Source organism: Paracoccus albicereus, assembly GCF_024359525.1.
Classification (GTDB): Bacteria; Pseudomonadota; Alphaproteobacteria; order Rhodobacterales; family Rhodobacteraceae; genus Paracoccus; species Paracoccus albicereus.
In genome coordinates, this window is the sequence record NZ_JAKZEU010000001.1 from 327679 (window position 1) to 339635 (window position 11957).

Genomic DNA, 11957 nt, shown 5'->3' on the forward strand with positions numbered 1-11957 from the left:
ATTCCGTTTAAGATTCGCCTAACGCGCCTCGATACCGGGCCATCACCTGAGTAAAATCACTTCTATCCGGTTGTTGGCCGGGTCCATGGGGTTTTGGGACCGGTTGCGCCGGTCTGCATAGCCGGTGACACGCTGGATCCGGCGCGCGTCGAGACCCGCTTCCTCCATCAGGTTACGCACCGTGTGCGCGCGCGCGTCGGAAAGCGGCCAGACCGGCGACTGGCGCAGCACATCCGGATAGGCGCGGACATGCCCCGAGATTGCGATGTCGTTACGGACGTTGCCCAGCACGCTGGCGACGATGATCATCAGATCGCGCATCGCTGGCTGCGGCTGTGCCGTATCTTCGTGAAACAGAGGCGCTTCGGTGAGGTCGGTCAGTTCGATCACCAGTCCTTCGTCCGTCATTCGGGTAACGACGTGACGCAGCAGGTTTGTCAGTTGCGCCGATTCCGCGCCCGAGCCGGTCAACTGATCCTGGATGCTCTGCGCCATCTGCTCGAAGCTTGTATCGTCGGCACCGCCCGGCAGATCGGACGATGCCTCCCCCTTGCCGTTTTCCAGCCCGTCGCCGGCACCGTTCGTCGTCTGGACGATGGTCGGATCGAAATAGTCCGCCAGTCCCTGACGCTGCTTTTCGGTGGTCGCGTTCAACAGCCACATCAAGAGGAAGAAAGCCATCATCGCGGTGACGAAATCGGCATAGGCGACTTTCCAGGCGCCGCCATGATGACCGCCCCCGCCCGCTACAGTCACCCGCTTGATGATGATCGGCGCAGTCGCGCCGTTACGTGCAGCAGGCATCGCGCCACCCCGGTCAAGTTCAGTACACCCACGTCGAAAATCCCATGGGTGGGGGGATGGAACAAGTTAACGGCTCAAATGCGAGACATTAGGCCTCGTAGCGGCGGCGATCCTCGATCACCAGCCCATCATTGGGCAGGCTGCCGGGCGCCACGACCTCGACCCGGCCGCGCAGCTTCAGCGTATCGGCGACCGAGGCGGCATAGGCATCGATCACGCCACCAGGCGATTCAAGCTGGACGAGCAACGTGTCCATGTCGTCCTCGCGATCGGCGATGACACGCGCCCGGGCGATCTCGGGGTGACGAGCGACCAGTGCGGCGACCTGTTCCGGGCGCACGAACATGCCCTTGATCTTGGTCGTCTGATCGGCGCGACCCATCCAGCCGCGGATGCGCGTGTTGGTCCGTCCGCAAGGGCTGATCCCCGGCATCACCGCTGAGAGGTCGCCTGTTGCGAAACGGATCAGCGGGTAGTCGGCGTTGAGCGTGGTCACGACGACCTCGCCCACCTCGCCCTCGCCCACGGGGTCGCCGGTGCCGGGTCGGACGATCTCGACCACCACGCCCTCGTCGACGATCATCCCCTCCATCGCGTCGGTCTCGTAGGCGATGCTGCCCAGATCGGCGGTGGCGTAGCATTGCAACGTTGTGATGCCGCGATCGGCATAGGTCCTGCGAAGCGCCGGGAACAACGCGCCGCCGCCGACGACCGCACGCCGGAAGCCCAAGGTCACGTCCAACTCGTCGGCGCGATCCAGAATCACCTTCAGGAAGTCAGGCGTGCCTGCGTAGACGGTCGTCCCAATATCGGCAGCAGCGCGGACTTGCAGGTCCACCTGGCCAGTGCCGGCAGGCAGAACCGACGCGTGAACGGCGCGTGCGCCCGCTTCGAACATCATGCCTGCGGGCGTGAGATGATAGGAAAAACAGTTGTGGACGATATCGCCGCTGCCGACGCCGGCCGCATGCAGGAACCGGCCCATCCGCCACCAGTCGCCGCCCGATCGGCCAGGTTCGTAGATCGGTCCGGGACTTTGAAAGATATGCTCGAACTCGGCCGCAGGCCGGGTGGTAAAACCGCCGAACGGAGGCGACGTCCGCTGCGCTGCGGACAATTCGGCCTTGCGGATCAAGGGCAAGGTCGCCAGCGCCGCGACCGAGGTGATCGCCTCTGCATCGATGTCGCCCAGCAGGTCGGCGATTGCCGGCGCCTTTCGCGCATCACGGATCGCCTGCGGAAGCGCGCTCGCCAGCGCCTTGGTCCGCTCTTCCGGGTCGCGAGTTTCAAGCTCGTCGTAATAGCCTGTCATGGCGCGGTCCTTTCCGTCACGACAGCCACCTTTTCCTGCGACGGTAGCTGCGCACGTCGCGAAAGCTCTTGCGACCCTCGTCCGACATGCCGAGGTAGAACTCCTTCACGTCGGGGTTTTCGCGCAAAGCCGCTGCCGGGCCATCCATCACCACGCGGCCGCTTTCCAGGATGTAGCCGTAATGGGCGAAGCGCAGCGCGACGTTGGTGTTCTGTTCGGCCAGAAGGAAGGTCACGCCCTCGCCTTCATTCACCGCCTTCACGATCTCGAAGATCTGCTCGACCAGTTGCGGGGCAAGACCCATGCTGGGTTCGTCGAGCAGGATCGTCTCGGGCCGGCTCATCAGCGCGCGGCCGATCGCGATCATCTGCTGCTCGCCGCCCGACGTGTAGCCGGCCTGCGAACGTCGCCTTTCGCGCAGCCGGGGGAAATAACCATAGACCATCTCCAGATCGGCCTTGATCGCCGCCGATCCGTCGCCGCGCGTATAGGCGCCGGTCATCAGATTTTCCTCGACCGTGAGATGCTCGAAACAGTGCCGCCCCTCCATCACCTGGATCACGCCGCGCTTCACCAGGGCGGCCGGGTTCAGGTCGGCCACACGCGCGCCGCGATAGGTGATGCTGCCTTTGGTGACGGCACCGCGCTCTGACGCGAGCAGGTTGGAAATCGCCTTCAGCGTCGTCGTTTTTCCAGCGCCGTTGCCGCCAAGCAGCGCGATGATACCGCCCTTGGGCACAGACAGGCTGACCCCCTTCAGGACGAGGATCACGTGATTGTAGATCACCTCGATATTGTTCACTTCAAGCAGGGTTTCGCTATTCTCGACGTCGAACATCTGATGCTCCGGCGGTGCGGGAACCCGGCGACGGCGCTGCCGCCGCCGGACTGATCGGTCCTCAGCAGTCGCGTGGCGTGACGCCCGCTTCCTGCGCATAGGCTTCGGAATCCTCGGCGATCAGCGGGTCCAGAACCTCGTTGTCAGGCTCGGTGAACTCGGTGATCAGGTTCCAGGTCTTCGCCTCGGCATCCCATTGCTGGACGCGCGCCATGCCGTTGCCGCCGTGGTTCGCGCAGCTGAGCTGGAAGGCGGGGCCGAAGTCGGGCAGGCCGATCTCGGTCAGCCGTTCGTCGGTCATGTCGAGGTTTTCAAATCCATCGCGCAGCTGTTCGGGCGTGATGGCCGAGGTGCCGGCCAGCTCCTGTGCCTTGCGAATCGCCTCGGCGATCACGACGGCGGCGTAAAGCCCGCGGGAATAGACCGCAGAGCCGACATGCTCGCCGCCCTGGCTGGCCTTGCCGGGATCAATGACGTGAGTCTTCAGGTCGTCATAAAGCGGATAGTCCATGCCCACGCCGTTGAAGGTCATCGACTTGTAGCCGTTCGCGCCCGCGCCGGCCGGGGTCACGTCGATTTCAGACCCGGCCCACCAGATGCCGATGAAGTTTTCCATCGGGAAGCGGATGTTGGCGGCCTCCTGGATGGCAACCTGGTTCATCACGCCCCAGCCCCACATCAGCACGTAGTCGGGCTGGTCGCGGCGGATCTGCAGCCATTGGCTTTTCTGTTCCTGGCCCGGCGCCTCGATCGGGATTTCCGACAGGGTGAAGCCGTGCTTCTCGGCCAGTTCCTGCAACGTCCGGATCGGCTCCTTCCCGTAGGCCGAGTTGTGATAGACCAGCGCGATCTTCTTGCCCGACAGGTCGCCGCCGTTTTCATCCAGCAGATACTTGATCGCGACGGATGCGCCGTCCCAGTAGTTCGCGGGCGCGTTGAACACCCATTCGAAGACTTTGCCGTTCTTGGCCGAGGTGCGGCCGTAGCCGGGGGTGTAGAGGACCTTCTTGTCCACGCCGACCTTGGGGATCAGCTGGTAGGTGATCCCGGTGGACAGCGGGTTGAAGACCAGCGCGCCCTCCTTGGTCGCCTCGTAGCATTCGACGCCCTTCTCGGTGTTGTAGGCGGTCTCGCATTCCGGGACCTGGATCAGCTCGCCGCCGATGCCGCCGTCGCGTTCGTTCAAGAGCGTGAAGTAGTCGTTGAAACCGTCCGCATATTGGGTGCCGTTCGCGCCATAGGGGCCGGTGCGGTAACTGAGGTTCGGAACGATCAGGTCGGCGCTCGCCGGGGCCGCGGTCAGCGCGACGGCGGCAGCGAGGGCGGTCAGGGTCAGTCGTTTCATTCAGGTCTCCTCCCAGAGAAAATGATGCCGGTGTCCCGGTTCTTCGATGTCAGTGTGGAAACGGCCAAAGTCGCAGCTTTTCCTTGGCCAGCGCCCAGAGGCGGGCGATCCCGTGCGGCTCTGCGATCAGGAAGATCACGATCATCGCGCCCACGATCATCAGCTCGACATGGGCGGCCAGATCGGTCGGCCAGCCCAGCCCGCCGGTCATCAGGTTCTTCAGGAACACCGGCATCAGGACCAGGAAGGCCGCGCCGGCGAAACTGCCGAAGATGCTGCCAAGTCCGCCGATGATGATCATGAAGAGGACGAGAAAGCTCTTGTTGATGCCGAACGCCTCGCCGACCTCGGCCGCGCCCAGATAAACCGCGAACAGCAGCGCGCCGGCGATGCCGACGAAGAAGGACGACACCGCAAAGGCCGACAGCTTCGCGGTCAGCGGGTTCACCCCGATGATCTCGGCCGCGATGTCCATGTCGCGGATCGCCATCCATTTCCGGCCCAGCGTCCCGCGCGTCAGGTTGCGCGCCAGCCAGGCCAGAACGAAGACGAAGCCGAGGCAGATGAGATATTTGGCCGGTGCGCTGGCGGCAGGGCCCGTCACTGCCTCGCCCAGCACGGTCCGGGTCGGCGCGGTGATCTGCCCCGAGGCAGAATAGTTGTAGAACCACGGCACCTTGTTGAAGAGCCAGACGAGGAAGAATTGCGCAGCCAGCGTCGCCACCGCCAGATAGAACCCCTTGATGCGCAGGCTCGGCAGGCCGAACAGCATCCCCACCAGCGCGGTGATGCCGCCCGCAAGCAGGATGTGGATGACGATGCTGATCTCCGGGAAGGCGGTCATCAGCTTGTAGACGGCATAGGCGCCGACCGCCATGAACCCCCCGGTGCCCAGCGACACCTGCCCCGCATAGCCGGTCAGGATGTTCAGGCCGATGGCCGCGATCGAATAGATCAGGAACGGCAGGATCACCGCGCTGGCCCAGTAATCGTCGATCACGAATGGCACGACCAGAACCGCGACCGCGATCAGCGCGTAATAGGCCCAGCGGTCCAGCCGGATCGGGAAGGTCTGGCCATCCTCGCGGTAGCCGGTCTTGAAGTCGCCTGCCTCGCGGTAGATCATGACGCTTACACCCTTTCGATGATCTTCTCGCCGAACAGGCCCTGCGGCCTGAAGACGAGGAACAGCAGCGCCAGCACGTAGGCGAACCAGTTTTCCGTCGCGCCGCCGACCAGCGGGCCGACCCAGAACTCGAACAGCTTTTCACCCACGCCGATGATCAGGCCGCCGACGATGGCGCCGGGGATCGAGGTGAAGCCGCCCAGCATCAGCACCGGCAACGCCTTCAGCGCGATCAGGGACAGGCTGAACTGCACGCCCGACTTGGTGCCCCACATGATCCCCGCGACCAGCGCAACGAAGCCTGCGATAGACCAGACCATGATCCAGATGAAGCGCAGCGAGATGCCGACGGACAGCGCTGCCTGATGGTCGTCAGCGACCGCCCGCATCGCGCGACCCTGCTTGGTGTATTGCGAGAACGCGACGAGAGCCGCGACCAACAGCGCCGCGATCATCGTCGCCCAGATGTCCAGCCGGTCGATGAAGAAGCCGTAGCCGAACCATTCGGCCGTTACCGCCTCGACCGAATCCGAAATACCCTGCGGCAAGCCGACGTCCAGCGTCTTGATGTCCGCGCCCCACATCACGTCGCCCAGGCCTTCCAGGAAATAGGCAAGCCCGATTGTCGCCATGAACAGGATGATCGGCTCCTGCCCGACGAGGTGTTTCAGCACCAGCGTCTCGATCAGGATCGCGAGGCCGATCATCACCAGAACGGTCAGTGCGATCGCCGCGATAGACGGCAGGGTCCATCCGAAGCTTTCGACATGCGTGCCGAAGATTGCATTGATCAGATGCGCGAAGGGCACCTGCCCCTGCTGGATCCCGACCAGGGTCAAGGCCGCGAACAGCGCCAGCACGCCCTGCGCATAGTTGAAGACACCAGACGCCTTGAAGATCAGCACGAAACCCAGGGCGACCAGCGAATACATGACGCCGGTCATCAGGCCGTTCAGGAACACCTCGGCGGCGAAGAACAGCTGGTCCATCAGACGTCTCCCGTGCGATCAGTCATGGGCCACGCCCAGATAGGCGTCGATCACGGCCTGACTGGCCCGCACTTCAGCCGGTGTGCCGTCGCCGATCTTGCGGCCGTAATCCATCACCACGACGCGGTCGGACAGGTCCATCACCACACCCATGTCATGCTCGATCAGCGCGATCGTGGTGCCGAACTCGTCATTCACGTCGAGGATGAAGCGCGACATGTCCTCTTTCTCCTCGACGTTCATGCCGGCCATTGGCTCGTCGAGCAGCAGAAGCTGCGGCTCGGCCGCCAGCGCGCGGGCCAGTTCCACCCGCTTCTTCAGGCCATAGGGCAGCCGGCCAACCGGCGTCTTTCGGATGTTCTGGATCTCCAGAAAGTCGATGATCCGCTCGACCGCCGCGCGGTTCTCGATCTCTTCGCGCTCGGCCGCGCCCCACCAGATCGCCTGGCTCAGGAAACCCGCCTTCATCCGGTTCAGCCGCCCGGTCATGATGTTGTCCAGAACCGACATGCCCTCGAACAAGGCGATGTTCTGGAAGGTCCGGGCGATCCCGAGACGGGCGACCTGATAGGGCTTCATCGGGCCGCGCTTTTCGCCGCGGAACCAGACCTCGCCTTCCTGCGGGATATAGAAGCCCGAGATCACGTTCAGCATCGAGGATTTGCCCGCGCCGTTCGGGCCGATGATCGCCCGGATCTCGCCCTCGCGGATATCGAAGCTGATGTTCTTGATCGCCTCGACTCCGCCGAAGCGCAGGGTGATGTTCTTCAGGTCCATCAGCACCGGGCGGGTGTCGACGATCGCTGCATCCAAGACGGCCGCCTCGCTCATTCCGCTGCCACCTTCCGTGCCTCGGACTGGCCCATAACCTCGGCCTCCTCGATCCTCAGCGTCGCGCGGATCTTGCCCTTTCGCCCGTCCTCGTAGGTCACCTCGGTCTCTGTCTTCACGCTATCGGACCCGTCATACAGCGCAGTCACCAGATCGGCGTATTTGTCGTTGATGACCGCGCGGCGGACCTTGCGGGTTCGGGTCATTTCGCCGTCGTCGGGGTCCAGTTCCTTGTGCAGCACCAGGAATCGCCGGATCTGGCAGCCGGCCAGCATCGGATCGTCGGCGATGGAGCGGTTCACCGCCTCCACATGCTCGCGGATCGAGGCGTAGACGCGCGGATGGCCAGCCAATTCCTGGTAGGAGGCGTAGGCGATGTTGTTGCGCTCGGCCCAGTTGCCCACCGCGTTCAGGTCGATGTTGATCATCGCCGCGCAGAAATCGCGACCATTGCCGATCACCACCGCCTCCAGAATGTCGGGATAGAACTTCAACTTGTTCTCGACATACTTGGGCGCAAACATCGTCCCGTCGGCCATCTTGCCCACGTCCTTGGCGCGGTCGATGATCCGCAGGTGACCGCTGTCTTCTTCGAAGAAGCCGGCATCGCCGGTGGCCACCCATCCCTCGGCATCCTTGGTCGACGCGGTGCTTTCGGCGTTCTGGTAATATTCGACGAACGTCCCGGGCGAGCGGTAGAAGACCTCACCGGTCTCGCCGATCCTGACCTCCACGCCGGGACTGGGCACGCCCACGGTATCGCTGCGGACCTCGCCATCAGGCTGCTGGGTGATGAAGACGCTCGCTTCGGTCTGACCGTAGAGCTGCTTCAGGTTGATCCCCAGACTGCGGTAGAAATCGAAGATCTCGGGCCCGATCGCCTCGCCCGCCGTATAGCCGACGCGGATACGCGAATATCCCATGGTGTTCTTCAGCGGGCCGTAGACCAGCAGCTTGCCCAGATTATAGGTCAGGCGGTCGCCCGCGCCGACGCGGCGTCCGTCGAGGATCGCAGGACCGACGCGGCGCGCGACCGCCATGAAGCGATGGAACAGCCAGCGCTTCAGGCGGCTCGCATCCTCCATCCGGATCATCACGTTGGTCAATTGGCCTTCGAAAACGCGAGGCGGTGCGAAGAAGTAGCTTGGCCCGATCTCGCGCAGGTCGGTCATCATCGTATGCGCGCCCTCGGGACAACTGACGCAGAACCCGGTCCAGTAGGCTTGCCCGATGGAAAAGATGAAATCGCCGACCCAGGCCATCGGCAGGTAGGCAAGAACCTCATCCTTCGGTCCAAGGCCGTCGAACTCGGCGGAATTCTTGGCCGTCTCGATGATGTTGCGGTTGGACAGGACGACGCCCTTCGGCCGACCGGTCGTCCCCGAGGTGTACAGCATCACGCAGGTGCTGTCGTAATCCAGCGCCGCGATCCGCCGGTCCAGTTCCGCCGCGATATCGGCGCGCGCCGCGCGGCCCTTGGCCTGCACGTCGGCCAGCGCATCCATTCGGCCGTGGTCGTATTTCCGAAGGCCGCGCGGATCGGTGTAGATGATCCGATCGACGCTGTGTGCCGAGGCCTCGGCCTCGATCACCTTGTCCACCTGTTCCTGATCACCGCACAGAACGAACCGTGCGCCACAATGGCCCAGCACATAGGCCATCTCGTCCGCGACCGCGTCCTGATACAGCGGCACAGGCACCGCACCGCACATCTGCGCCGCAACCATCGCCCAGTAATGCATCGGCCGGTTGCGTCCGATCAGCGCGACATGGTCACCGGGTGCAAGCCCAAGCTCCAGCAGACCCAGTGCCAGCGCCCGGACCTCATCGGCCGCTTCGGACCAGGTCCAGCTTTGCCAGATCCCGAATTCCTTTTCCCGATACGCCGGCCGCGTACCCAGTTGGGCCGCGTTCCGCGCCAGAAGCGCGGGGATCGAACGCAACTGTGCCGTCGCGGCCGGCGTCTCGGTCATCCTCTTCCCCCCGGCGGTCGTATCAAGGTGCCGCCTTTCGTCCCGCGATCTCCTCTCCGCCGGACAGGTGCAAACCTTGCCACCAATCTTTGCGCGATTATGTCCCGATTCCTACGAATTGTTACCGCTTCCGCGACGCCACGTGCGGTGCTAGCCCTTGGCCATGAGGGCCGACGATCCGCGCAGCGATCTGATCATCTCCGGGCTGAACCTGATCGGCCAGGCGCTGTCGGTTTTCGACGCGGACCTGCGGCTTGCGGTGTCGAACCGGCCCTATCAGGCGATGTTCGACCTGCCCGACGATCTGACCCGGCTGGGCACGCGGTTCGAGGACACGATCCGCTTTCTGGTCGGGCGGGGCGAATACGGTCCCCAGGACGATCCAGAGGCGGCGGTGGCGCTGCGCGTGGAACAGGCGCGCAGCTTCCAGCCGCATTATTTCGAACGACAGCGCGCGAATGGACGGTGGATCGCGGTCGAGGGCGCACCGCTTTCGCAGGGGGGATGGGTCACGGTCTATACGGACATCACCGAGATCCGCCGGCAGGAAGGCTTGCTGCACGCGCGGTCCGAGGAATTGACCGAGCAGGTGCTGGATCACGCAGAGCGGCTGTCTGCTGCGAACCGTGAACTGGCCGCGACCAACGCTGCCCTGCAAGAGGCGCAGCGCGTGTTGACCCAGACGGAGGCCCGCACCCGGCAGGTCACCGAGATGATCCCGGCCCACATCGCGCATGTGGACAGCGCCTATCGCTACACCTTCTCGAACAGGCAGCTTTCCGCAGTCTTTCCCGGCGCGAGCGCGACCGTAGTGGGCCTGAGCGTGGCAGAGGCCCTGGGCGATGAGACCTTCGGTGCGCTTCGTCCCAGCCTCGACCGGGCGCTCGACGGCGAGCCGCAGGTCTTCGAGATCAACCACGCCGATTCGGGCCGTCGCGTCCGCATCGCGTTGACCCCGGACCGGGCCGGCGGGCGCGGCGTGTACGTTCTGTCCACCGATGTCAGCGCCGAAGTTCAGGCACGCGAGGCGCTAGCCCATGCCGCTCGCCGCAACCTCGCCGCACAGCTCACCTCAGGGATGGCGCATGATTTCGGCAACCTGCTGACGATCATCCTCGGCCTGCAGGGTCGGCTTGCCCGCGCCGATCTGCCCGAGGCAGCACGGGACGAGGTACAGGCGACGCTGGCCGCCGCCCGGCGTGGCGTCGCGCTGCTGGACCGTCTGTCAGGCATTTCCGGCCCGCGCAGTCTGTCCCTGCAGCCGGTGGACCTGCCCGCGCTGCTGGCGGAGACGGCGACGCTGGCGCGGCCATCCCTGAGCGACGGTGTCACCCTGACGATAGAGGCCGACCTGCCGCCCGGACTTTTGCTGCTGGACCCCGGCGGCCTGCAGGACTCGCTTCTGAACCTGATCCTGAACGCCGATCATGCGCTGACCGGTCCGGGCGAGATCACGCTGGTTGCCAGTGCGGCAGGTCGCTGGCTGGACATCCGGGTCGAAGACACCGGCCCTGGCTTCACACCCGAGGCGCTGAGCCGGGCGGTCGAGCCGTTCTTCTCGACCGGTCGGCATCGCGGGTCCGGCTTGGGCCTGCCGATGGTCTACGATCACACGAAACTGGCGGGCGGCTCGCTGCGGCTCGACAATACGGCGTCCGGCGCGCGCGTGCGCTTGCGCCTACCCTTGCGCCCGGTGGTGCGGCAGATGGTGCTGCTGGCCGAAGATGACGACACGATCCGCGCCGATGTGCGCGAGATGCTGACCGGCCTTGGCCACGCTGTAATCGAGGCTGCGAGCCTGAACGAGGCGCAGGCGATGACCGATTTGCCCGGCCTGACCCTGATCCTCAGCGATCTGCAACTGGGCGATGGTTCGGGCGAGCGATTGACCTCGCTGGGCCTGCCCTGCGTCCTGATGACGTCCCTTCCGCCCGGGGATCCTGCGCGTAGCGGCCTGGCCTGCTCGGTGATCGGCAAACCCGTCGATCCGGCCCGCCTTGCCCTGGCAATCACGGAGGCCACATCATGACCGATGCACCCTTGATCGCGATCCTCGATGACGAACCGCAGATCCGGTCGTTGCTGGTCGGCGCGCTGGAGGATGCGGGCTTCCGGACCGCCGCCTTCGCCCGCGCCGCTGATCTGGAGGCCGCCCTGCGCCGGATCAGCCCCGATGCCTGTCTGATTGATCTGGGCCTGCCCGACAGCGACGGGCTCGCGCTGGTCCACCGACTGGCCACGGAATCCGGCGCAGCGATCATCATCGTATCGGGTCGGGCGCAGGTTCAGGATCGGGTGACCGGACTGGAGCTCGGCGCGGACGACTACATCATCAAACCGTTCGAACCGGCCGAAGTGGTGGCCCGCATCAGGGCGCGCCTGCGCAAGCCCGCACCCGGTCCCGCGCGCAGCGATGCCGTGACGCGATTTGCCGGCTGGTCCGCCGATTTCGGACGCTACATCCTCACCTCGCCCGATGGGACCGAAACGCCGATCAGCCATGCCGAGGCCGAGGTGCTGCGCATCTTTCTCGATGCGCCGCGGCGCCTGATCACGCGCTCGCAGATGCTGGATCTGCTGGGCGGCGCGGCCGGCGACAGTTTCGACAGGGCGATGGACGTGCGCATCTCGCGCCTGCGCGGCAAGCTGGGGGAAGATCCGAAAAACCCGCGCCTGATCAAGACGATCTATGGCGCGGGTTACATCTTCATGGCCGAAATCGAGTGAGCCAGCCTGATC

The 11957-nt window shown here is 64.7% G+C and carries 10 protein-coding genes; 2 read left to right on the plus strand and 8 right to left on the minus strand.

Annotated elements, in window-relative coordinates; translation table 11 throughout:
* Positions 1-42: 42 nt before the first annotated feature.
* From MLD63_RS01705 to MLD63_RS01740, 8 genes are all read right to left on the minus strand, one after another.
* Complete coding sequence (locus MLD63_RS01705; protein WP_255328106.1) at positions 43-804, minus strand: flagellar motor protein MotB; 762 nt, start codon at positions 802-804, stop codon at positions 43-45.
* An 88-nt stretch (positions 805-892) separates the two neighbouring features.
* A complete protein-coding gene (locus tag MLD63_RS01710) occupies positions 893-2116 on the minus strand; it encodes a phenylacetate--CoA ligase family protein (RefSeq protein WP_255328107.1) in 1224 nt (407 codons plus the stop codon).
* A gap of 16 nt (positions 2117-2132) precedes the next feature.
* Positions 2133-2954 carry an ABC transporter ATP-binding protein gene (locus MLD63_RS01715; protein ID WP_255328108.1) on the minus strand — a complete coding sequence of 274 codons (822 nt, stop codon included), beginning with the start codon at positions 2952-2954 and terminating at the stop codon, positions 2133-2135.
* Between the two features lie 61 nt (positions 2955-3015).
* Entirely contained in the window at positions 3016-4299 is a 1284-nt protein-coding gene (locus MLD63_RS01720; RefSeq protein ID WP_255328109.1) for an ABC transporter substrate-binding protein, read from the minus strand.
* A 49-nt stretch (positions 4300-4348) separates the two neighbouring features.
* Positions 4349-5425: a branched-chain amino acid ABC transporter permease gene (locus MLD63_RS01725; RefSeq protein WP_255328110.1), complete on the minus strand. Its 1077-nt coding sequence runs from the start codon at positions 5423-5425 to the stop codon at positions 4349-4351.
* Positions 5426-5430: 5 nt separating this feature from the next.
* Positions 5431-6417, minus strand: a complete 987-nt coding sequence (locus tag MLD63_RS01730; protein ID WP_255328484.1) for a branched-chain amino acid ABC transporter permease — start codon at positions 6415-6417, stop codon at positions 5431-5433.
* Between the two features lie 15 nt (positions 6418-6432).
* Positions 6433-7245 (minus strand): ABC transporter ATP-binding protein, encoded by an 813-nt coding sequence (locus MLD63_RS01735; RefSeq protein ID WP_255328111.1) that lies wholly within the window; start codon positions 7243-7245, stop codon positions 6433-6435.
* Complete coding sequence (locus MLD63_RS01740) at positions 7242-9218, minus strand: AMP-binding protein (RefSeq protein WP_255328112.1); 1977 nt, start codon at positions 9216-9218, stop codon at positions 7242-7244. The genes MLD63_RS01735 and MLD63_RS01740 overlap by 4 nt, the downstream gene beginning before the upstream one ends.
* Positions 9219-9381: 163 nt before the next feature.
* Here MLD63_RS01740 and MLD63_RS01745 point away from each other — a divergent pair, with 163 nt between their 5' ends.
* Together MLD63_RS01745 and MLD63_RS01750 are read left to right on the plus strand one after the other, a co-directional pair.
* Entirely contained in the window at positions 9382-11247 is a 1866-nt protein-coding gene (locus tag MLD63_RS01745; RefSeq protein WP_255328485.1) for a hybrid sensor histidine kinase/response regulator, read from the plus strand.
* Positions 11244-11945: a response regulator gene (locus MLD63_RS01750; RefSeq protein ID WP_255328113.1), complete on the plus strand. Its 702-nt coding sequence runs from the start codon at positions 11244-11246 to the stop codon at positions 11943-11945. Before MLD63_RS01745 ends, MLD63_RS01750 begins: the two co-directional genes overlap by 4 nt.
* Positions 11946-11957: the final 12 nt, after the last annotated feature.